The 22,277-nt window shown below is 63.1% G+C and carries 23 protein-coding genes, 1 pseudogene and 1 riboswitch; of the genes and pseudogenes, 23 read left to right on the top strand and 1 reads right to left on the bottom strand.

What is annotated here, in order from left to right; translation table 11 throughout:
• Positions 1 to 78 precede the first annotated feature (78 nt).
• Both rimM and trmD read left to right on the top strand, forming a co-directional pair.
• Positions 79 to 624: a ribosome maturation factor RimM gene (gene rimM, locus KRR55_RS06415; RefSeq protein ID WP_217388209.1), complete on the top strand. Its 546-nt coding sequence runs from the start codon at positions 79 to 81 to the stop codon at positions 622 to 624.
• Positions 625 to 629: 5 nt separating this feature from the next.
• Complete coding sequence (gene trmD, locus KRR55_RS06410) at positions 630 to 1,442, top strand: tRNA (guanosine(37)-N1)-methyltransferase TrmD (RefSeq protein WP_217388208.1); 813 nt, start codon at positions 630 to 632, stop codon at positions 1,440 to 1,442.
• A 106-nt stretch (positions 1,443 to 1,548) separates the two neighbouring features.
• Here the strand turns inward: trmD and thiC are convergent, their stop codons facing one another.
• Complete coding sequence (thiC, locus tag KRR55_RS06405; RefSeq protein ID WP_254455938.1) at positions 1,549 to 3,333, bottom strand: phosphomethylpyrimidine synthase ThiC; 1,785 nt, start codon at positions 3,331 to 3,333, stop codon at positions 1,549 to 1,551.
• Between the two features lie 12 nt (positions 3,334 to 3,345).
• Positions 3,346 to 3,453, bottom strand: a riboswitch (TPP riboswitch).
• Positions 3,454 to 3,980: 527 nt separating this feature from the next.
• Here thiC and rplS point away from each other — a divergent pair.
• The 21 genes and pseudogenes from rplS (at position 3,981) to KRR55_RS06300 (ending at position 22,215) form a co-directional block, all read left to right on the top strand.
• The gene (gene rplS, locus KRR55_RS06400) at positions 3,981 to 4,340 is read left to right on the top strand and encodes a 50S ribosomal protein L19 (protein WP_217388206.1); all 360 of its coding nucleotides are present in this window, start codon (positions 3,981 to 3,983) and stop codon (positions 4,338 to 4,340) included.
• Between the two features lie 60 nt (positions 4,341 to 4,400).
• Positions 4,401 to 5,090 (top strand): signal peptidase I, encoded by a 690-nt coding sequence (gene lepB / locus KRR55_RS06395; protein WP_217388205.1) that lies wholly within the window; start codon positions 4,401 to 4,403, stop codon positions 5,088 to 5,090.
• A gap of 881 nt (positions 5,091 to 5,971) precedes the next feature.
• Complete coding sequence (locus tag KRR55_RS06390) at positions 5,972 to 6,352, top strand: hypothetical protein (protein WP_217388204.1); 381 nt, start codon at positions 5,972 to 5,974, stop codon at positions 6,350 to 6,352.
• Positions 6,304 to 8,931, top strand: coding sequence for a hypothetical protein (locus KRR55_RS20640; protein ID WP_217388203.1), 2,628 nt, complete (start codon positions 6,304 to 6,306; stop codon positions 8,929 to 8,931). Before KRR55_RS06390 ends, KRR55_RS20640 begins: the two co-directional genes overlap by 49 nt.
• 162 nt (positions 8,932 to 9,093) lie before the next feature.
• Positions 9,094 to 9,651: a hypothetical protein gene (locus KRR55_RS06380; RefSeq protein WP_217388202.1), complete on the top strand. Its 558-nt coding sequence runs from the start codon at positions 9,094 to 9,096 to the stop codon at positions 9,649 to 9,651.
• Between the two features lie 193 nt (positions 9,652 to 9,844).
• Positions 9,845 to 10,558, top strand: coding sequence for a signal peptidase I (gene lepB, locus KRR55_RS06375; protein ID WP_217388201.1), 714 nt, complete (start codon positions 9,845 to 9,847; stop codon positions 10,556 to 10,558).
• Positions 10,558 to 11,298 carry a ribonuclease HII gene (locus KRR55_RS06370; RefSeq protein WP_217388200.1) on the top strand — a complete coding sequence of 247 codons (741 nt, stop codon included), beginning with the start codon at positions 10,558 to 10,560 and terminating at the stop codon, positions 11,296 to 11,298. Before lepB (KRR55_RS06375) ends, KRR55_RS06370 begins: the two co-directional genes overlap by 1 nt.
• Positions 11,295 to 11,615 carry a DUF2469 domain-containing protein gene (locus tag KRR55_RS06365; RefSeq protein ID WP_217388199.1) on the top strand — a complete coding sequence of 107 codons (321 nt, stop codon included), beginning with the start codon at positions 11,295 to 11,297 and terminating at the stop codon, positions 11,613 to 11,615. The genes KRR55_RS06370 and KRR55_RS06365 overlap by 4 nt, the downstream gene beginning before the upstream one ends.
• Before the next feature lie 182 nt (positions 11,616 to 11,797).
• Positions 11,798 to 12,751 carry a hypothetical protein gene (locus KRR55_RS06360; protein ID WP_217388198.1) on the top strand — a complete coding sequence of 318 codons (954 nt, stop codon included), beginning with the start codon at positions 11,798 to 11,800 and terminating at the stop codon, positions 12,749 to 12,751.
• A gap of 339 nt (positions 12,752 to 13,090) precedes the next feature.
• Positions 13,091 to 13,483, top strand: coding sequence for an SH3 domain-containing protein (locus KRR55_RS06355; RefSeq protein ID WP_217388197.1), 393 nt, complete (start codon positions 13,091 to 13,093; stop codon positions 13,481 to 13,483).
• Positions 13,484 to 13,486: 3 nt separating this feature from the next.
• Entirely contained in the window at positions 13,487 to 14,464 is a 978-nt protein-coding gene (locus KRR55_RS06350; RefSeq protein WP_336245053.1) for an SH3 domain-containing protein, read from the top strand.
• A gap of 2 nt (positions 14,465 to 14,466) precedes the next feature.
• Complete coding sequence (locus tag KRR55_RS06345) at positions 14,467 to 15,123, top strand: hypothetical protein (RefSeq protein WP_217388195.1); 657 nt, start codon at positions 14,467 to 14,469, stop codon at positions 15,121 to 15,123.
• 172 nt (positions 15,124 to 15,295) lie between these two features.
• The gene (locus KRR55_RS06340; protein WP_217388194.1) at positions 15,296 to 16,519 is read left to right on the top strand and encodes an SH3 domain-containing protein; all 1,224 of its coding nucleotides are present in this window, start codon (positions 15,296 to 15,298) and stop codon (positions 16,517 to 16,519) included.
• 2 nt (positions 16,520 to 16,521) lie between these two features.
• Positions 16,522 to 17,178 (top strand): hypothetical protein, encoded by a 657-nt coding sequence (locus KRR55_RS06335; RefSeq protein WP_217388193.1) that lies wholly within the window; start codon positions 16,522 to 16,524, stop codon positions 17,176 to 17,178.
• A 322-nt stretch (positions 17,179 to 17,500) separates the two neighbouring features.
• Positions 17,501 to 17,860, top strand: coding sequence for a YraN family protein (locus tag KRR55_RS06330; RefSeq protein ID WP_217388192.1), 360 nt, complete (start codon positions 17,501 to 17,503; stop codon positions 17,858 to 17,860).
• Positions 17,857 to 18,798 (top strand): annotated as a pseudogene (locus KRR55_RS06325) (ATP-binding protein); the annotation flags it as partial. The gene KRR55_RS06330 and the pseudogene KRR55_RS06325, both read left to right, overlap by 4 nt.
• 67 nt (positions 18,799 to 18,865) lie before the next feature.
• Positions 18,866 to 19,618, top strand: coding sequence for a DUF2971 domain-containing protein (locus KRR55_RS06320; RefSeq protein WP_217388191.1), 753 nt, complete (start codon positions 18,866 to 18,868; stop codon positions 19,616 to 19,618).
• A 71-nt stretch (positions 19,619 to 19,689) separates the two neighbouring features.
• The gene (locus KRR55_RS06315; protein WP_217388190.1) at positions 19,690 to 19,875 is read left to right on the top strand and encodes a hypothetical protein; all 186 of its coding nucleotides are present in this window, start codon (positions 19,690 to 19,692) and stop codon (positions 19,873 to 19,875) included.
• Positions 19,872 to 20,660, top strand: a complete 789-nt coding sequence (locus tag KRR55_RS06310; RefSeq protein WP_217388189.1) for a hypothetical protein — start codon at positions 19,872 to 19,874, stop codon at positions 20,658 to 20,660. Before KRR55_RS06315 ends, KRR55_RS06310 begins: the two co-directional genes overlap by 4 nt.
• Positions 20,661 to 20,861: 201 nt before the next feature.
• Positions 20,862 to 21,815, top strand: coding sequence for a toll/interleukin-1 receptor domain-containing protein (locus KRR55_RS06305; RefSeq protein ID WP_217388188.1), 954 nt, complete (start codon positions 20,862 to 20,864; stop codon positions 21,813 to 21,815).
• Between the two features lie 82 nt (positions 21,816 to 21,897).
• The gene (locus KRR55_RS06300; RefSeq protein ID WP_217388187.1) at positions 21,898 to 22,215 is read left to right on the top strand and encodes a hypothetical protein; all 318 of its coding nucleotides are present in this window, start codon (positions 21,898 to 21,900) and stop codon (positions 22,213 to 22,215) included.
• Positions 22,216 to 22,277: the final 62 nt, after the last annotated feature.

Below are 22,277 nucleotides of genomic sequence, written 5' to 3'. Positions count from 1 at the left end.
GGGACGCGAATCCCTTGAACGCACACCCCTGCCGGCGAAGGCCGGCAACCCACCGATTTGTACTCAAGGAGAAAACGCATGCGCCTCCAGGTCGCCCGCATTGGCAAGCCGCACGGTATCCGCGGAGAGGTGACGGTGCAGGTCCTCACCGACGCACCCCAAGACCGTTTTGTCCCGGGTGCCGTGTTCGAGGTCGAGCACCCTGCCTTCAAGCAGCTCACCGTCGAGGGCGCTCGCTGGAACAAGGAAATCCTGCTGCTGGCCTTCGAGGAGCTGCTTGACCGCAACGCCGCGGAGACGGTGCGCGGCGCCAAGCTGTTCATCGACACCGAAGAGGTCGAGGACGACGGCGAGGGCTGGTACGAGCACGAGCTCGTGGACCTCGAGGCACGCGTGGGCGACAAGGTCGTCGGCAAGGTCACCGCACTGCGCACCGGCAACGTCCAGGACCTGCTGGTAGTTGAATCCACCGAGGGCGACGAGATCTACGTGCCGTTCGTGGAGAGCATCGTGCCCGAGGTCAACATCGAGGGCGGCTACATCCTGATGACCCCGCCGGAGGGCCTGTTCGAGATCAACCGCGAGGACGCCGCGGGCACCGACGCGCCTGCAGAGGAAGCCTAGGCCCGATGCGCATTGACGTTGTCTCCATTTTCCCGGAGTACCTCGCGGCCCTGGACCTCTCGCTGATCGGCAAGGCCCGGCGGGAAAAGCTGCTGGACTTGAACGTGCACGACCTGCGCGACCACACCCACGACCGCCACCGCACCGTGGACGACACCCCGTACGGCGGCGGCGCGGGCATGGTCATGAAACCGGAGCCCTGGGGCGCGGTCCTGGACCGGATCGCCACCGAGTCCCCGGTTTCCCGCGCCGGCGGCAACAAGCCGATCCTCATCGTCCCCTCGCCCGCCGGGGCCGTCTTCAACCAGGACATGGCCTACGAGCTGGCGGAGGCCGAGCACCTGGCCTTCGCCTGCGGCAGGTACGAGGGCATCGACGAGCGGGTCCTGGAACACGCGGCCGAGGCATTCGACGTCCGCCCGGTCTCCATCGGCGACTACGTCCTCAACGGGGGAGAGGTGGCGGTCCTGGCCATGGTCGAGGCCATCGGCCGCCTGATCCCCGGGGTCATCGGAAACCCGGACTCCCTGGTGGAAGAGTCGCACTCCGACGGTCTGTTGGAGTACCCCGTGTACACCAAGCCCGGAACCTGGGAGGGCCGGGAGGTTCCCGAGGTGCTGCTCTCGGGCAACCACGGCAAGATCGCACGCTTCCGCCGCAACAAGCAGCTGGAGCGCACCGCGGCCCGCCGCCCGGACTTGATCGTGCAGCTGGATCCGGCCACGCTGAACCGCCACGACCGGGACACCCTCTGGCACAACGGCTTCGCCATCGTCGAGGGGCGCATCGTGCCCAAGGACGAGATCGCGCCCGAGTAGGGCCGCCCGGAAAATGTTGGGGCTGCCCCGCCTACCCACGGATGCGGGAAGGCGGGGCAGCCCCCTTTTCATCTGGCCCGGAGCGGGTTGGCGACAGCCGGCGGCGCTACGCCCTGGCGGGCATCCCGGGCTCGGGCAGATAGACCTTGCCCCCGGAGGCCAGGAATTCCTGGCTCTTTTCGCGCATTCCGCCCACCATCTCGGCGATTGCCGCCTGCGAGTCGGCCGAGCCGTATTCATCCCGGATGTCCTGGCTGATCCGCATGGAGCAGAACTTCGGCCCGCACATGGAACAGAAGTGCGCGGTCTTTGCCGGTTCGGCCGGCAGCGTCTCGTCGTGGAAGGACTCGGCGGTGACCGGGTCCAGCGACAGGGCGAACTGGTCGCGCCAGCGGAACTCGAACCTGGCCTTTGACAGCGCGTCGTCGCGCTCGGAGGCGCCCGGGTGGCCCTTGGCCAAATCCGCAGCGTGGGCGGCGATCTTGTAGGTGATCACCCCGGTCTTCACGTCGTCCTTGTTCGGCAGCCCCAGGTGTTCCTTGGGGGTGACGTAGCAGAGCATCGCGGTGCCGTAGCGGGCGATCTCGGTGGCGCCGATGGCGCTGGTGATGTGGTCATATCCCGGGGCAATGTCGGTCACCAGCGGGCCCAGCGTGTAGAAGGGCGCGCCCTGGCACAGCTCCTGCTGGCGCTCGACGTTCTCGCGCACCAGGTGGAAGGGGATGTGTCCGGGTCCCTCGACCATGACCTGGACGTCGTACTCCCAGGCCCGCGCGGTGAGCTCGGCCAGGGTGTCAAGCTCGGCGAACTGGGCGGCGTCGTTCGCGTCGGCGATGGAGCCGGGGCGCAGCCCGTCGCCCAGGGAGAACGCCACGTCGTATTGCGCGAAGATCTCGCACAACTCGTCGAAGTGCGTGTAGAGGAAGTTCTCCTGGTGGTGGGCCAGGCACCAGCCGGCCATGATGGCCCCGCCGCGCGAGACGATTCCCGTCACGCGGTTGGCCGAGAGGGGCACGTAGCGCAGCAGCACCCCGGCATGGATGGTCATGTAGTCAACGCCCTGCTCGCACTGCTCGATCACGGTGTCGCGGAAGATTTCCCAGGTCAGGGCGTTGGCCTCGCCGTTGACCTTTTCCAGGGACTGGTAGATCGGCACGGTGCCGATGGGGACCGGGGCGTTGCGGATCAGCCATTCGCGGGTGGTGTGGATGTCATCGCCGGTGGACAGGTCCATCACGGTGTCGGCACCCCACTGGGTGGCCCACTGCAGCTTGTCCACCTCCTCGGCAATGGAGCTGGTGACCGCCGAGTTGCCGATATTCGCATTGATCTTCACCAGGAACGCCTTGCCAATGATCATTGGCTCTGACTCTGGGTGGTTGATGTTCACCGGGATGATTGCCCGGCCCGCGGCGACCTCGCTGCGCACCAACTCCACGTCGCAGTTCTCGCGCAGGGCGACAAAGCGCATCTCCGGGGTGATGACGCCGGCCCGGGCGTAGTGCATCTGGGTGACGCGCTTTCCGGCATGTGCGCGTCGGGGAACCGGCCGCCTTCCCTTCCACTCGGCCGACGCCTTGCCCCGGCGGACCGCTGACTTCCCGTCGTCCAGCAGGTTCCTTTTACGTCCGGCATACGCCTCGGTGTCGGCGCGATCCTCGATCCAGGTGCTGCGGAACGCGGGCAGGCCAACCACCGGGTCGCTTCCCGGGCCGGCTGTGCGGTAGACCTGCAGGGGTGTGTTCTCTTTTCCCCCGGGGGAGGGCTCCAGCGCGATCTGTGTGACAGGGACCCTGATCCCCGACTCGTTGTCTTCGATGTAGGCCAGCGAGTGGGACTTCAGGGACTGCGTCTCGGAGGGTTCCACGGCGTCTTGGACAGGGCTGTGCATTGAAATGGTGTTGCTCAAGGAGTACTCACTTCCTTCGCCGGCATTACCCGGACAGGTTCAACGGTCTCTCGCTGCGTCAGCTCGATCTCAGCCCTTGCAAGGGCCCCCGTGTGGTCGTAAGCGAAACTATCACAACATTCAACGCGCCAGTGTTTGTGACCTTGCGCACCGGCGCGTTGTATGAGGTTACGCGGCCCGGAGTCCGTGCTGTCCAAGCATGGCGATCGACCGCCTTCTGGTCGGGCGTTGTCGCCGTCAGATTCCCGGTCCTTTGGGCCCGCAAGGCCCGGTTGGCGGCGGAGATCGGCCCGTCATGAAGCGGTGGCAGCGGGGAGGAGGTACCAACGTGGCGGACCGAGGCCCGGCGGGCCGGGGCAGGATCCACGATGCGCTTTTCCGCGTGCGTGTCCGGGACTTCGCGCCTTGCCCCGGAGTGTGGCAAAATAGATTCTTGGGTCTACTGGGTTCTGCTCCTGCCGCAGGGGGAACGAATCAACAGTAGGACCTACCGCCGATCCGCAAACGGATCGTGGTACTAAGCTTCGGACCGCCACATCTTTCCCTCGACGCCCACGTGTGTCTTGAGGAACAATGACGGTCCGTGTCTAAGGTAGGTGACCTGCGGCGTCTGCCTAGGAGATGCAATCATGCGTATTCTCGACTCTGTCGACGCAGCCTCGCTGCGCAGCGATGTCCCGGACTTCCGCGCCGGTGACACCGTCAAGGTTCACGTCAACATCATCGAAGGCAAGAACTCCCGTGTCCAGGTATTCCAGGGCTTCGTCCTTGGCCGCCAGGGTGACGGCGTTCGCGAAACCTTCACCGTTCGCAAGGTCTCCTTCGGTGTCGGCGTAGAGCGTACCTTCCCGGTGCACTCCCCGGTTCTGGACAAGATCGAACTGCTGACCCGCGGCGACGTTCGCCGCGCCAAGCTGTTCTACATGCGCGATCGCCACGGCAAGGCCGCGAAGATCCGCGAAAAGCGCGACTTCCGGACCGCCAAGTAGCCAGAAAAGCGAGAGCCTTCATCTCTGCCTCCCAGCGGGCGGCATGGATGGGGATCCATCGTGGATCGATCTACTGAATCGGAACGTTTTTCCGCTTCGACAAAGCGCCGGTCCCCTTCGAGGGGCTGGCGCTTTGCCGTTGGCGCGCTTGCTGCTGCTGCGGTGATCACCCTTGGCGTTCGCGCCACCGTCGTTGACTTCTTCTACATCGGTTCCACTTCCATGGAATCCACCTTGAACCCGGGTGAGGGATTGCTCGTGAACCGGCTTGCCTACAAGGACGCCGAAATCGAACGCGGGGACGTGGTCATCTTCGACGGACGCGGCTCTTTCCTGCCCTACCAGCGTCCCAACGCCCTGGACTCCCTGGCCTGGGCGCTGCGCCTGGCCGGCAGCGACTCGGTGTACGTCAAGCGCGTCATCGGCGTCGGCGGCGACACCGTCAGCTGCTGCGGTGCCGACGGGCGCTTGAGCGTCAATGGCGTCCCGCTTGACGAGCCCTATGTCTTCGCCGGGGACAAGCCGAGCAATATGGAGTTCGACGTTCGGATTCCCGCAGGGCGGCTGTGGGTCATGGGGGACCACCGCTCGGTGTCCGAGGACTCGCGCGCGCTGCTGGGAGCGCCCGGTGGCGGCATGATCGTCTCGGATCGTGTCATCGGCAAGGTCACCGACGTGATTTGGCCACTTGGCAGCGGCCGCGCTGTCGACGGGGCAGCCGCCCAGGGCCTCATGCCCGGCGCCAACTAACCAAACTATCCCGGGCATCCGCCACGTCATTGCCCGGCTCGGAGCACACCTGCCCACGGCGGACCTGTTCCGTTCTCCGTTGCCCGGATGCAACATGATTTCGCCCCGTTTTCACATGACGCCGCCGGCCTCCACGGCCCTCGTCGACGTATCGCTGCGCACCTACCTGGAGTGCTAGGCGGCACCGGTCGCCCGTAGGTGCACTCCGTCCAGCACCCCGCACATCGCACTTTCGCCGCGCGAGCCCTCGATTCGTCGATACCCTCGACTGCCCGCCATACGCACGACACGCGCCGGTCCACCTGCGACAGGCTCCCCATAACCCTCCCGGTGCTGCGCGTACGCTATCGACCCGGCGAGGTGGCACATGAAACCTTCCGCAGGCGTACCTCGACTGTTCATGCGGAGGTTGTCGGATGGTCATGCGTTGCATTTTGCACTCGTCAATTTGCTTGGATATTAAAGTATGTCCAGAGGTTATTTAAAATGCGCATGACCGGACCGCGGCCCTGAATGCAAGCGCGGGCGCGTCAGGGAAAACTGAGCGAAGTCTGCGAATTACGTAATAATTACGTGGGTGACATGAGGAAATTGTGCCCGGGCGTGTCGGTGGGAGTGATGAGCGTCTCCGGGCGATGTAGCCCCGCGATTGTGCGTTTTTTCCCAAAGTGTTTGATGCGTCAAATAGTCCATCGGGTGGATATTGCCGCCGAAGTGGTTTGTTCGTGGATAACTACACAAGTTAGGGTTTCATTTCGGTAACAGTCATTGCTCGCCGTATGCCCAAACTGATGTCCCACGACAGACGCGGCGCACACAAAAGCGAGGCACCACACCTTGAATTGGGAGATCTCCATATGCACGAATCCTCACGTGCGCTAATGAAGCGCGGCACTATTGCCGCCGCCACCACGGCATTGGTGCTTGGCAGCAGTTTCGCCACGGTGCCGGCCCTCGCCACCACGTCGATCAACCCGGAGCCGACATCTGCCGGGTCCGCGGCCGCCTCGAGCACGGAGGCCTCGAAAGACCAGAGCCAGGCGGCACTGCCTAGCGGGCTCAAGGAGGCAGTGGAGCGCGACCTTGGCATCACCATCGAAGAGTTCTACAAGAACGGCGAGCTCAGTTCCGTTGTCGATTCGCTCACCAAGGAATTGCAGCAGTCGAAGCTGGTCGCCGACTTTGCAATCACGAGAACAAGATCACTGTCACTGTGGCTGCATCTTCCCTCAAAACCGTCACCGAAAAGCTCGACGAACTGACCGAGGGCACAGACGTCGAGCTGAACATCGTGGCGGAGCCCGAGGTCGTCGCCTCGGCGGAGCCGAAGAGCGTTGAGACCGTGAAGACTCCCGAGGGCAAGGAGCCCGCGGCCGTTCCGTCGAAGCTCCCGGTCGCCGAAAGCCCGAAGACCGAGGCTACGGCCGTGCCGAAGACCGTTGCCAAGTCAGCGCCAAAGAATGCGGATTCGCTGCTCAAGGCATACGTCGAAAACGTCGAGCCCAAGGCCGTGTCCCAGCTTCAGGCCGTCATGAAGACCGGCGCCAACAGCTTCGTCATTCGCACCGGCGGAACGGCCACGGTCGAAGGCAAGGGAGCGACGGAAACCCCCAAGGCAACCGCCCTGCGATTCGGCGGCAAGCTCACCCCCGAGGAATTCGCGCAGCAGTACACCAAGGTCACCATCGAGAAAGCCGAGGGGCCCGCCAAGCCGGCGGCCGCGGGCGACGTGCTCGGCGGCATGGGCTACGGCGCACGGACCAGCCCGACCACTGTGGCGTTGTGCTCGATTGGCTTCAACGGATTCAATTCCGCGGGCCAGGACGCGGCGATCTCGGCCGGGCACTGCGAGCGCGACGGCGACATCAACGACGTCAACATCATGGAGCACACCGCACCGAACGAGTTCGAAAAAATCGGAGCCCCCCTGGGCGTCTTTGGTTTCTCCCAGTTCGGCGGCCCCGGCAACACCTCCGTGACCGGGTACGAAACCGCGACGAAACCTGAAGACATCGGAAATGTCGGAACGGACATTTCCGTCATCGACGAAATCAACCCGGACCTGGATCTCAAGTCCATGGTCACCAACTGGAAGGGCGCCGACGAGCGCGATTCCGGCACCAAGGTGACAGGCGTGGCAAGCGCGGTCATCGGCGCCGAAGTCTGCAAATCCGGACGCACCACGGGCTGGACCTGCGGCACCGTCGACGAGGTCGGGATCCTCCTTGTCGGCGGGTACAACGGGGAAGGCGACGTTCGAGGTGTCCGCGGATTCGGCATGGTGAACGCCGACCTGTTGAAGGCCAACGAGGGCGACTCCGGTGGATCCGCTGTTGCCGGGGGCACCGCGGTCGGCGTGACAAGCGCCGTATCCACCTCCGATGGCGGCCGGGCCTACTTCACGGACATCAAGGACGGCCTGAAGCACGCCAAGGGCTACTCCATCGCCATGTTCCTCAATGCCCCGGTGGTCAGCTCGCCGTCCAACGGCGCGGACATCGCGGCAGGCTCAACGATTTCCGGCACGGTGGCCGGCGCCCCGTCCGGCTCCAAGGTGGTGATTCGCTCCGCCGGCCAGAAGCCCATCAGCGCCACGGTCTCCGCGGGCAAGTTCAGCTTCAAGGCGCCGACGTCCTACGGCAAATACGACTTCACCATCCAGACGGTCAACGGCTTCAACAAGTCGGCGACCACCGCGGGCTCGGTCAACGTCGTCATCGGCACCCCTGCCATCACCAGCCCGAAGAACGGCGCCACCCTCGAGGCAGCGGTGTCGGTCATCTCGGGCACCGGCGTTGCCGGAGCCACCGTGACGCTGACCGGCGATGCCGCAGGCACCGCCAAGGTCGCCGCCGACGGCACGTGGAGCGTCAAGCTCCCCACCGCCCTGTCCTACGGCGAGCACTCCGTTTCCGCCACCCAGGCCAAGGACGGCGATACCTCGAAGGTCGCCACCAGCAGCTTTGCCATCCGGCTCGCCGCGCCTGCCATCACCGGACCGGCAAACGGCAAGACCTACACCGAGGACCAGGCCGTGATCTCGGGTACCGGCGTGGCCGGCGCCACGGTCAGGCTGACCGGGGCGGTCACGCGGGAAGCCACCGTTGGGGACAACGGCAACTGGAGCGTCACGCTGGAAGACGATGCGGTCCTTACCTATGGCCCGCACAGCGTCACCGCCGTGCAGAGCATCGGCGAGACCACATCTTCCCCGGTGACGAGTGACTTCAAGGTCGTCCCGGTGGCGCCGTCCATCGATTCGCCGACCGACGGCCAGGAATTCGCCTTCGACAAGGCCCCGAAGACCATCAGCGGCTTCGGCATCAACGGGTCCACCATCAAGGTGACCCTCGATGGCTCCGAGCTCACCGCTGTCCCGGCCAGCAGCGAAACGGGGGTCGCCACGGCCGCTGCCGGCAACGAGAACGAGTTGGCCGCCGTGGTGGTCAACGGGGCATGGACGGTGTTGGCACCCGAGAACCTGGAGGCAGGGGAGCACAAGGTCACCGCCGTACAGGTTATCGACGGGGTTTCCTCGGCCGCCACGTCCAGCACCTTCACCATCGCCGCGGAGCCGAAGCCGGAACCGACGGAAGGACCGACCGACGAGCCAACCGAGGCCCCGACCGCTTCGCCGGAGCCCACGCAGGATCCCGAGCCTTCCAAGGCACCGGTTGTTCCGCAGGGCGACATCAACGGCGATGACGGCGGCAGCGGCGGCCTGGCCAACACGGGCGCAAACGCCGCCCTGCCGGTCATTGCGACAGGTGGCGCTCTCATGGTGCTCGGTTGCCTGTTCATGCTGCTGCGCCGCAGGGGCGCCGGGCACTACAGTGCCTAATCGCCTCATCACCGGTTAGCCGCGACTCGCGGGCGCGGGGGGCCTTTCGCGGAATTGTCAGCAATTCCGGGGGAGGCCCCCGCGCCATTCCCATGCCGTCCACAGCCAACACCCCGGCTTACCGCCTAGACTCGTCCCAAATCAGAAGGTGGTCACACACAAATGAGCAAGCACATGCCACGCCCGGCGCTGGGCGGTGCCGCCCTGGCGGCGGTGCTCTTGCTGTCCGCCTGCGGCAGCGAGGCCGGAGCGCCTGCATCCTCCAGTCCAACCCCCTCGGCGTCGCTCAGTGCCGCCCCCCACGAGACCCAGGACCCGGATTTGCTCCAACTCAATGAAACTCTCAAGGAAACGCTGGGCGAGAAGTACTCCGAGGCCTGGATCGCGGAAAACAAGCTGCACGTCGCGGTCACCGACAAGGCCTCCGAGGCAATCGTCACCGCGGCCGGCGCAGTGGCCCACCTGGCCGAACATTCCGCCGCCGAGCTCGAGGCCGCCGTCGGCAGGATCATGGCCTGGCAACGGGAGCAGGGCGGGGACATCGCCACGGCCATCCACCGCTACGTTCCCTCCGGACGCGACGGCTCCATCACCCTCGCGGTGGATGCCGCGCACCTCGGGGAAATCAGGGAGGGCCTGGCGGCCGACGACGTCACCGGAGGCATCACGCTGAAGTTCGTCGAATCGGCGGGACCTGCCAGTCCCGCATCCTCCGGCTGACCAGTCTTTTTTGCCCGGTCGTGGCGCGCCTTGGATCTTCCCCAGGCGCGCCACGACCGGGCAAGGCCCCGGCGCGACGTAGGCTGGTACCCGAGGGAAGGCACGGGCACCCGCGTCCGTTTTCGGGACGGCGGGAACGGTTGTCTCCCCGCGCCGACAGCAACACCAGAATCTTGAAAGGGCCTGCACCCACGTGAGCCACGCCAGCGACGCAGCAGCAACACCGGACCGACCGGGGAAAAAACGAAACCCCGTGTGGGCCGCCATCCGCGAGGTCCTCATCATCGTCGTGGTCGCCTTGGTGATCTCGCTGGTCGTCAAGACGTTCTTCTTCCGGGCGTTCTACATCCCCTCCGGCTCCATGGAGCAAACATTGCAGGTCAACGACCGCATCTTTGCCAACCTCCTGGCCCCGGGCCCGTTCGACCTCTCCCGGGGTGACGTGGTGGTCTTCCGCGACGAGGAGGGCTGGCTGCCGCCGATCGCCCCCACGGCGACCAATCCCGTGACCGAATTCTTCACCTTCGTCGGCCTGGTCCCCGACCCCTCCAACCAGCACCTGATCAAGCGGATCATCGGCATGCCCGGGGACACCGTGGAATGCTGCTCCGACAACGGCAAGCTGACGGTCAACGGCGTGGAAATCACCGAGCCGTACATCTACCCGGGAGACAACCCCTCGGACACCGAATTCACCGCGACCGTCCCCGAGGGCAAGGTCTGGGTCATGGGCGACCACCGCGGCGCCTCCGCCGACTCCCGCTTCCACGAGGACCTGCAGGGCGGCTTCGTCGACCTGGCAGCGGTCGAGGGCAGGGCCGCGGTCATTTCCTGGCCGCTGGACCGACTCGGCGGCATCCCGGGCGGGGACGGGGTCTTCGCCCAGGTCCCGGCCCCGGCCAACTGATGGCATCGACGCCGCCGACCCTGCAACACGAGCTGGCCCTTGCCGCGGCCGGCGGGCACCGGTTCATCGGGGCCGCCGACGAGGTGGGCCGCGGGTCGCTGGCCGGGCCGGTGTCCGTGGGCTACGTCGTCATCGACCCCGCAACCGCCACCGAACTGCCCGGGGTGCGGGACTCCAAGCTGGTCCCCGACGCGCTGCGCCACGAACTGGTCCCGGCGATCAAGGACTGGGCCGCCGCCTGGGGCGTGGGCCATGCCAGCGCCGCCGAGATCGACGCCCTGGGCCTCGTTCCGGCCCTGCGGTTGGCCGGGCTGCGCGCCGCCACCGCCGCGCACCGCGGGCAGGAGGCCGACGCGGTGCTGCTGGACGGGAACCTGGACTGGCTCTCGGCCACCTCCCAGCCCACGCTGCTTGATTCCCTGGTGCCGGGATTCGGCGACCCGGAAGACATCGACGGGCTGCTGATTCCGGTCCACACACTGATCAAGGGCGATTTGCTGGCCCTGTCCATCGCAGCTGCATCCATTTTGGCCAAAGTCGAGCGCGACGACCTCATGGATGGGTACGATCGGACCTACCCGGCGTACGGTTGGATACGAAACAAGGGGTATGGCACAGCCGCCCACCGCGCCGGCATCGCCGAGCACGGGGCGTGCGAATACCATCGGAAGACCTGGCAACTGACACCCAAGTCGCCGGGAGTGAACATCGAGTCAGGGGGCGAGGGGAAAACACCATGAGTGCCGAAGACCTGGAGAACTACGAAGCGGAACTCGAGCTGCAGCTCTACCGCGAATACAAGGACGTGGCAAACCTCTTCAATTACGTCGTGGAAACCGAGCGGCGTTTTTACCTGGCCAACAACGTGGACCTGAAGACGCGATCGGCCGACGGGGAGGTCTTCTTCGACCTCACGCTCACCGACGCCTGGGTCTGGGATGTCTACCGCACCGGGCGCTTCGTCCAATCGGTGCGCATCGTGACGTTCAAGGACGTGAACATCGAGGAACTGAACCGCGTCGATGACCTGTCCATCCCCAAGGAGGGACTGAACTAGCCGCGATCGCCGCTTCCGGCACGCCGTGCCGGCACTGCCCCCGAAGCCGCCCCGCACCAGGGGCGCGGCTTCGGGGGCAGCCCTGTCTCCGGACGAGATTCGCTGCGCGGCAATGTCGGCCGGCCCGCTGCTAGGCTCGGGCCAGGCAGCAGGCAACTACCCACCCAGGAGCGCACCGGCAGATGAATGAGCAGCCAGGCAACGACAACCCCGCAGGCGACGATGAGGCGGACCTTGGGACCGTCTCCTTCTTCCGCGTCTCGGGAGGCACGCAGAACGGGCTGCCGTACCTCAGCTCACTGACTTTCGACTTCGATGACGGGACCCCGGACCCGGAAGAGGGCGAGAGCGCCCTGGCCGCTGCCATCACCGGGCTGAACGACGCGCTGCTTGACTACCGGCTAAAGCTGGCATCACGCGCGGCGGACTTCGGACAGGCCTTCGCCCCCGCAACCGGCGATGCCGAACTGCTGGCCGCCTCGGACCGCGTGCACGATGCACTGGAATCCCTGGGAATGGCGCACAGGGCGTACACCGGCCACCCGTTCCGGGAAAGTCCCCTGCACCGCCTCGAGCCGGTGGACCCGGAACAACTGGCAGCGATGCTGGAGGCCGAGGAGCTCGCCCGGGACCGGGAGCAGGAAGCCGCATTCGGGCCACGGCTCGATGAACTGGGCGCCACGGTGGTCCTGGACAAAATGCTCCACCACGGCGATCGCGAGGTGCTGCACCTGGCAACCGCCACGGTCCACAGCACCGGGGTGCTGCTGGTCTTCGACTACCTGAACCTGCGCGGCTCCCAGGAAGACGCCGCGACCTGGCACCGGCGCAGCCATGAACACCTCGGAAACGTCGAACTCGGCGTCGAGCTGGTCGACGCCGCCACCGGGACCTCCTACCCGGCAGGGATGCACGGTGGCGAGGGAAACATCGAGCGCAACTGCTACCGGCTGGTCCACCGTTTCTGGATCGACCGGGCCCTGGATGCCGAGGCGCTCACCGGAACCGTCACGGTCCAGGACGCCCTCGCCGCGGACGGCACCATGGAACCGCTGGCCGTTGCGCTGGAGATCGACTGCGCGCTGCTGCGCGAGGCGACAACCCGCATTCGTACCCCGGGCAGCAAAGGGCAGTAAGCCACGGAACAGTGCCCGCGACGCCGGCAAAAGCCCCACAGCCCCGGGAAAATCCGACCGGAGCGTTGATCCCGGCCCGGCTTCCGGAGCCATCCTGCCCCGCCCGTTTCCCGGGCGCCAACCGCCACCTTCGAAACTTAAGAAAAGAAAGTGGCGTAATCCGCGTCACCTTTCCCGCCCCTGTGGACACTGCATGTATGACGGCAAAATCCGGAACGTTGAACCACTGCGACCGGGCAACGGCGTCAACGTCAAAGCACATCACGGCGTCGCGGAGCGGCTCTCTGCCTCCGGTCCGCGGCCGAATCGAGAAGGACAAAAACCTACGGGGTGATTCGATTGCAGAGCACAAAACTAGCCACGGCACTTGCCATCGCCGTTGCCGTCACCGGAAGCAGTACGGGGTTCGCTGCGCCGGGGGCCAACCACGAACTGGACCCGGTCGCCCGAGCGACGTGGAGTCCGGCCACGACCCTTCAGCCGGCCGGGGCCGCGACACCGGGCATCGCGATGGGGACGGTGAACCTGAAGAAGGTCACCGCCTACAACCTGAACCTGCGACAGGGCAGGAGCACCGCCACGAAGGTGCTGGTGATGATCCCGAAGAACACCGCGGTGACCGTCACCGAGACCAGTGGTTCGTGGAGCAAGACGAGTTACCGGGGCAAGACCGGCTGGGTGGCCTCGCGCTACCTGGAGAACGCTGCCGCCACCCGCAAGACCACCACCTAAAACCTGAACCTGCGCCAGGGCAGGAGCACCGGCACCAAGGTGCTGGTGACGATCCCGAAAAACACCACGGTGACGATCTCGCAAACCAGCGGAACATGGAGCAAGACGACGTACCGGGGCAAGACCGGCTGGGTGGCCTCGCGCTACCTCAAGAGCGCGTCGGCCGCCAAGCCACCTGCCAAGGCAACGAACCGCAAGGTCACCACCTACAACCTGAACCTGCGCCAGGGCAGGAGCACCGGCACCAAGGTGCTGGTGACGATCCCGAAAAACACCACGGTGACTATCTCGCAAACCAGCGGAACGTGGAGCAAGACGACCTACCGGGGCAAAACCGGCTGGGTGGCCTCGCGCTACCTGAAGAACGCGTCGGCCGCCAAGATCGCCTACCGCTGGACCACGGCAAACGTGAATGTCCGTAAGGGTGCAGGCACCTCGTACGCGAGCCTGGGAGTGGTGCGGGCCGACGAGCGCGTCACCTACCTCAGGACGGCCAGCGGTTGGTCAAACGTGAAGACGTCAAAGGGCACGGGCTGGATTTCCAACCGCTACCTGGACGCCCATGGCCAGCACCCGGTCGCCGTCTACGGGACGCTGCGCAAGGGGCAGTCCGCCTACCACCTGCTGCGGGGGCGAACCACCAGTGAAACACGGACCCGGATTGCCAACTTCAACATGTATCTCAAGCCTGACCAGACATGGTGGTCGTTCATCATTCCAAGCTCGTCCTCCGCCCGAAGCGTCGTGGTCGAACGCATGGACATCCGGCCTGCCAGCTACCGCGCAACGTTGGCCGACTTGGACAAGTGGGAACGCTTCGATCCGCGCAAGCCGCTGGCCGACCAGAACTACAACCGCAAGCTCGTCACCGACAAGGACGGCAAGCGTTCCTGGGCCTACGTGGGGGCTTCGAAGATCAGCAACTACCTAGTCAAGAACGGCATCCGCGTGACCTCCGGCGACTATCTGAGGCGGTACTGAAAATGCGGACGCACAGGAAAATCATCGCCGGCACCACCTCGGCGGTGGTCGTGGCCGGCTTCGCGGCCTGGGGAATCGGCTACGCCGCGTCGGCCCCCAAGCCCGGTCCGACGCCCACGGCGGACCTGGGTGCCGGACCGGCAATCGCGGAAACCAACCCATCCACCGGCCGCAAGGTGAAGGCCGATGCCTTGGACAACGTCGAAAAGGGCCCGGGCCAGCAGGCCGGACTCTTCGACGAACAGACCAAGACGAGCTACTTCACCATCGAGGTCACCGACAGCGAAGTGGTGGATGACTGCACACCGCGCGTCGGCACCGACAAGCTCCGTCCAATCCGCACCGCATTCCTGGTGCTTGAAGTCAGTGCGTCCCTGGCGGACTCCGTCGCCGAGAAGGCCGGAGGAGGCCCGGAAGACCTGTTCATGCCGTTGGTAGCCGAGGCATTCTCGGTGAGCAACCCCGGCGGGGAAGTTGACCGCAATGTCACCTCCGAGACGGCCTGGGGCTGCTTTGACGATGCGCAACTTCTGCCTCCCGTCGTCAATCCGGGGCAGAGCGTCTCCGGCAAGGTCGGGTTGGACGTAGGCGTCCCCCGGGGAAGGGTCGCGTACGACCCCGAGGACAACGGCGGATGGTCCTGGCCCTATGGAGGATAGTCCGGCCGGAACCCGCCTTCATGAACCCGAAATCCGGAGAAGAAAGCGTAATCATCGAGTGGAAACGACAATTGTCCATTCGGCGCACGTATGGTGGTTTAAATGCCTTCGTCCGGGCCGCCGCCATGGCCGAGCCCGGCGCCGAGAAGACCAGCATCAATGGGGGATCCAATTGCAGAAGAAGAGAATCGCCACAGCCCTGGCACTGGCAGTAGTGGTGACCGGAAGCAGCTCGGGCTTTGCGTCGCCGCCGGCCACCCACGGACTCGCCCCGGCCGCGGAAACCACGGCATCGGCGTCGATGGTGCTGGAACCCGCGGGTAGCGCGATTGCCTTGAAGAAGGTGAACCTGAAGAAGGCCACCACCCACAACCTCAACCTGCGCGCGGGCAAAAGCACCAAGAACAAGGTGCTGCTGACCATTCCGAAAAACTCCGCCGTGGCCATCACCGAGACCAGCGGCACCTGGAGCAAGACCACGTACAAGAACAAGACCGGCTGGGTGGCCTCGCGATATCTCAAGAACGCCCCTGCCGCCAAGAAGCCGGCGCCCAAGACCCAGGTCGAGTCCTCCACGCGGAAGACCACCACGTACAACCTGAATTTGCGTGCGGCCAAGAGCACCACGAACAAGGTGCTGGTGGTGATCCCGAAGAACACCACGGTCACCGTCACCCAGACCAGCGGCACCTGGAGCAAGACCACGTACAAGAACAAAGCCGGCTGGGTGGCCTCCAGGTACCTCAAGAACGCCCCGGCCGCCCAGAAGCCCGCGCCCAAGCCCGCGGCACCCAAAACCGCCCATCGCTGGACAACTGCGAAGGTAAACATCCGCAAGGGGGCCGGCACCTCGCACCCAAGACTGGGAACGGTTCCGGCCAACGAGCGCGTCTCCTACCTGACGACAGCCAACGGCTGGTCAAAGGTCAAGTCCTCGAAGGGCACGGGCTGGATTTCAAACAAGTACCTGGACAAGACGGGCCAGTACTCCTTTGCGGTCTATGGAACGCTTCGCAAGGGGCAGTCGGCCTACTACATCCTGCGGGGAAAGACCTCGAGGGAAACCAAGACGTCGATCTCCTCCCACAGCATGTACCTCCAGCCCAACAAGACCTGGCTGTCCTATGTGATCCCCAGCGGGAAGGCCTCCGACAAGGTGGTTGTCGAGCGAATGGACATCAAGCCGGGCAGCTACCGCGCAACCGTGGCCAACATGGACAAGTGGGAACGCTTCAACCCCAACAAGCCGCTGGCTGACCAGAACTACAACCGGGTGCTGGTCACCGACAAGGACGGCAAGAAGTCCTGGGCCTACCTTGGATCGAAGAAGATCGGCGAGTACCTGACCAAACACGGAATCCGAGTGACTTCCGGCGACTACCTAAAGAGGTTCTGACCATGAAAAAGCAGGGCAAGATCATCACCGGCGCCGTTTCGGGCGTTGCGGTCCTCGGCCTCGCGGCATGGGGCATCGGCATGGCCGGTGCCGCAAGCAGCACGGAATGGGAACTCCCCGGCGACCTTGTTGCGGGCCCCGCAGCCGCCGAAGTCGATCCGTCCACCGGTACCGAGGTGAAGATCGACAAATTCGACAACGTCCAGAAGAAGGCCGGCGAAAAGGCCGGCCTGGTCGACGAAAAAACCAACAAGAGCTACTTCACCATTGAGGTCACCAACAGCCAGCTCCTGTCCCGGTGCGATGCGCGCGTGGGAAACCAGTCGCTCAGCCCGATGCGCACCAAGTTCCTGGTCCTTGACGTCGAGGCGACCCTGGCCGCCTCGGTCTCCGACAAGGCGGCGGGAGGATCCAAGGAGCTGTTCATGCCATTGGTCGCGGAGGCCTTCTCCGTCACGACCTCGGCCGGGTCCCCGGACCGCAACGTGACCTCGGAGACGGCCTGGGGCTGCTTCGACGACTCGGTGTTGCTGCCGCCGGTGGTCAACCCGGGCCAAACCGTGAAGGGCAAGGTCGTGCTCGACGTGGATGCCCTCAAGGGCCAGGTCGCCTACGACCCCGAAGACAACGGCGGCTGGTCCTGGCCCTACGGAGGATGATCCGGCCCCGCTGGTACCACCGACCGCGCCACGAACGGGCCGTTGCCGCTCCCCGAATCGGGATGAGGCAACGGCCCGCTTCCCATTCAGGCAGCAAGGCGCTTATGCATTTGCCGTGAAGGGTGCAGACGGTTCCCAGGGGGCGCCACAAATCCGACCAGCCTTGATGCCGCGCTCGCCGGTATCCGATTTCCGCTTATCCACACCTCTGTTCGATCCGGATCCGTTGCTGCGCCACGCCGTGCACGCTTGAAATCAGACCGCTCCCGCTCAACTGTCTCCCGATGAGCGCCTGCGGGTCTCAACGGAGAGGAGTGCGCGTATGAACCACAACCAGGAACTCGGCGCCGCGGGGGAGGAACTTGCCGCGGTCTATCTCACCGGTGCCGGATACACGGTGCTGGAACGCAATTGGCGCTGCAACATCGGGGAACTGGACATAGTTGCCGAGACGGACGGCCAGGTCGTTGGCGTTGAGGTCAAGACTCGCAGCTCCCTGGGCTTCGGCCATCCGGCCGAGGCGGTGAACCCGCAGAAGCTGCGCAGGCTCTCGCGCCTGGTACGTCAATGGTGCGTGACCCACCGCCGGAATCCGCACACCGTTCGGGTGGACGTGCTGGCAATCCTCATGGCCCCGGGGCGAGAACCAAGCATCGAACACCTGATCGGGGTGGACTCATGAGCCTGGCCCGCACCCTCGGCATTGGCCTGACCGGACTCAACGGCCAGCTCATCGAGGTGGAAGCCGACGTGGGCAACGGCATCCCCGCCTTCATCCTGCTGGGGCTGCCCGACGCGGCACTTAACGAATCTCGCGAGCGCATTCGCTCAGCCGCACGAAACTCCGGCATTCCGCTGCCCAACCGTCGCCTGACGGTGAACCTGACACCCGCGACGCTGCACAAGCGCGGGTCGGGATTCGACCTGGCCATCCTGCTGGCGGCGCTGGCCGCTGACCGATCCATCACGCCTGCTCCCGGAGTCGTCTATGTCGCCGAGCTGGGGCTTGACGGATCGCTGCGCCCCATCTCCGGGGTGCTGCCTGCGGTCATGGCCGCTGTGCGCGATGGCTACCCAAACGTCGTGGTGGCAGCCCAGAACCAGTCGGAGGCGGAACTGGTTGCAGGCGCTTCGGTGCGTTCCTACGCCCACCTGTCACAGGTGCTTGCCGATTGCGGCGCAAACCCGCTGGAGCTGCAGTACAGGGCGCGGCACGACTCGCCCGCACGCACCACGGCGGGGTGGTCCGCGACCAGGTCACCGGCATTGGATCTCTCCGAGGTGGTCGGCCAGACCCAGGGGCGGTATGCGTTGGAGGTCGCGGCCGTCGGCGGCCACCACCTGCTGTTCACCGGGCCGCCCGGGGCAGGGAAGACCATGCTCGCGCAGCGCCTGCCGGGGCTGCTGCCCGACCTTGACGACGCCCAGGCGCTGGAGACCACTGCCGTTCACTCGCTGGCGGCCGGAGGGCGTCCCATCACCTCGCTGTTGCGCAGGCCGCCCTTCGAATCCCCGCACCACAGTGCGTCCATGGTGGCGCTGATTGGCGGCGGCAGCGGCGTCCCGCGGCCCGGTGCCGCCTCCCGTGCCCATCGGGGCGTCCTGTTCCTGGACGAGGCAAGGATACGCCAAACACCCTTCAATGTCTCTACGGTGGAAAAGACCTAGTCGAACTAGGATTATGCGTATGTTTGAAATTACGCGACACGAAAGCTTTGAGAATCAACCCGAGGGCCAGGATGTCCTGTGGCGATACATGGACATTGCTCGATTCATCTCGTTGTTGGAAGATGAGGCCATCTTCTTTGCCCGGGCGGATCAGATGGCTGATAAATGGGAAGGGTCGTATGGGCCAGCCAACATAGAGATGCGGCCTCAAATGCATGGCGAGCACTTTGAAATGATGAGAGATAGCGCGTCAGTTCGTCGAGCATTCACTCTCAAATCGATGTTCATGAGTTGCTGGCACGAATCGCCGGTAGAATCTGCTGCGATGTGGGATCTCTACCAAAGAGAGGGTCGCGGAGTGGCTATCCAGACTAACTGGGAGAGCCTCACGGGTAGCCTCTCTTCAAGCAGGAGAATTTTCGGAGGCAGGATCAAGTACGCTGACTATCACACCGAGGTGATTCCAGAGGAAAATGCTTTCGACGCCTACATGCACAAGCGTTTGAGCTACGCGCATGAACGCGAGGTCCGACTAATAACACTCGTAGCCACGGGCGGCCTTGACCCTGATAAGGGATTGCCATTCATGCCTTCTAGCCCGGGAAGCGTGGTTGAACCGGTTTCCGTAGACGTTAGAAAGCTCGTACGTAGCGTCTATGTTGCCCCTGATTCTCCGCCTTGGATAACCGAACTAATTAAGAAGCTTGCCAAGCGATATGGGCATGACTTCGAAATAAGGCAATCCGATCTGGCCTCAGACCCTATCGCATAGTTTTGTCGCTCGTGGATTGAATCCCTGGAACGTACGTGGTTGTGGGTAGAAAGGATTGCTAGGTTTGCCAAATGAGCGAGAGTCCCGAACGGAAGGCCTGGAACGCACTGGCGATGGAGGCTGCTGAGTTCTATGCGTCTCATGGTGATGAGAAGATGAGCCCAGATGATCGTGCCATTTATGAGGGATTGATCGAGGCAGTCAACAAGGCCGCTGACGGGCACGATCGAGTTAGAGAAAATGGGGGAAAAGGATGATCGTTGTACAGGGGCCACCGTCAATTACGGACTGGATATCTGCTGCGGCCACGGTTCTGACATTAGGAGTTGCGGTATGGGCGTTGTTCTATGCGCGGGGTCAGGTAAGTGAATCGAAGAAGGCACGACGTCAACTCGATGACATCGAAAGGAAGAAGTCGGAACCAGCCGTAGTGGCATATATGGAACCAGCTGCTTCGCCGTTTATTCAAGAGATTGTAATCAAGAACTTTGGTCCCACGCCGGCCTATGACGTCAGGTTCATTAGTGATCCACCAATACAAAGAACTGGAGATACGAATCGTGCAGACGTCGATAATGTAGATATTCCCGCTGTGATTCCGTTTTTGGCTCCTGGCCAGGAGTGGAGAACTATTTGGGATGTGAGCCATGAGCGGTCGAAGAACGAAAAATTGGCAGACCGACACGAAGTCGAAGTGACGTTCAAGGGGCTGGATGACGTCGAGCTAAGGAGTCGGGCGATCTTGGATTGGGCACCGCTGAAAACGAAACGATTCATGGATACTCTCGGCGTTCATGATCTGGCTAAAGCAGTGAAGGACATGAGTACCCTCCAAAAGAAATGGAGTGAATCTCCTCGCGGGCTCCAAGTCTGGATCCGGTCTGGCGACGAAAAGGATGCGAGACGCAGAGAAGAAGCACGCCGGTTCCGCGCGATCAACGAAGCTCAGCGTGAGGAGTTGAAGCGCACGCTAGAATTCACGTCTAACCGCGGCCTACAAGAAGAGTTGCCAACTCCTGAGACAGATCCAGATCAACCTTAACAGGAACACCGCTAGCCGCTGTCGATTTCTTTACGTATTTCTGTAGATTGAATCCTGCGTTCATTTACCCTTAATTATATCAATTTATACAGTTAGGTAAAGTGTAAAATGGTACATGCCCGCAGCCTGCGCGCATGAAGGGGATTCTCTCAATGCTCTGTTGATAAGCTGGTGCGAGTATTCATCGCAAGCAGGGGGAGCATGTTGAAGGTTTTTATCAGTTGGTCAGGTTCAGAGACGAAAAGTCTGGCGGTCGCAAAAGCTCTTCATGCTTGGTTGCCGACTGTGGTCAATGCCATTGAGCCTTGGATCAGTACTGAAGGACTGAGGGCCGGTCTCAAGTGGAACCAACAACTTGAACGAGAACTGGACGACACATCATTCGGCATCATTGTTGTTACTCCTTGGAACCAAGGTTCGCAGTGGTTGAATTTTGAGGCCGGTGCACTGTCCAAGCGCGTAAAAGGTTCGGATTCCCGTGTTGCGCCTTTGCTCATAGATTTCAAGAAGCCAACTGATCTTGTTGGTCCTATGGCGAGCTACCAAGCGACCCTTCCCGAACAGGAGAGCATGAAGAGTCTCCTGGTCTCGATCAATGAAGCGCTCGGCGACGACAAGCGTCCACACAATTTACTTGAAGAGGCCTTTAGGATTTGCTGGCCATCATTTGAGGCCAAGCTTGCTGAAATCAATGTCGAATTCCCGGAAGAGGTAGATCCGACGAAGGCACCTCATCCCTCGCCCATCGTTGCCGATGCTGGGGATGCAATGGCCGAAATCCTTGCTTCCGTTCGGGAGCTCACGAGAACAAACGCCTTGCTGCGCAATGATGTCGTCAAGAGAACCAGGCCAGTTCGAACCACGTCATATAACGTCGGCAGCGATTCAGCGGTTAACTTAGGATCTAACCCGCGCCTCGACAAGAGTTTTTTGAGTATTGTAGGGCAAATGCTAGAAGATTCACCATATATTGCTGATTTTTCCTTGGGCTTATCAGATGGAGCCATTTGGATCAAAAGCGAAGATAACCTCAGTGATACAGCAATGAATCAAATTGCTATTGAATTAAAATCTCATTTACCGGACATGAAGATCAAGTTCAAGTCAGACTCTTTTGGCGAAAAAGCTGTGGATGGAAGCATATATACGTATTGACATTAAATGACGAAGTCTCATAATCATGCGCAGAAGTGATCGCAACCAGTGATTGCTACGCACATGAAAGTAGGTGAGTCAGATGGCATGGGTAAGTCGCAAGGTATCTGATCTGTCGGGCAAGGAAGGTAAGGACGACGCGTTCACGAATGTGGTTGTCCGTACCCACCCAAACCTCGAGGAGTCCGTCCAATTCGACGCATTGCCGGATGAGCTCAAGGGCTTGAAGCCCCTCGCAGATCTGGTTCAACTGGAGCTTCGCCACGGGACTGAAGTTATCGAGCTCGTCGTGACCTTGGAAGAGTTCAACAAGCTCTCACCCAAGATTCAGGAAGTGCTGGACAATGCCGACGGCCTCAAAGGCCGACGCAAGAACTTTCGCCCAGGTGCAGCTGTCTAACCGGCAGCAGCCCACAACATACGACCCCAGTCTTACGTTCGAGTTTACTCACGTAGGACTGG

It is taken from the genome of Paeniglutamicibacter quisquiliarum, from assembly GCF_019084045.1.
Classification (GTDB): domain Bacteria; phylum Actinomycetota; class Actinomycetes; order Actinomycetales; family Micrococcaceae; genus Paeniglutamicibacter; species Paeniglutamicibacter quisquiliarum.
Note: the sequence above shows the minus strand (reverse complement) of the source record. Positions and strands in the feature narration are given on the sequence as shown.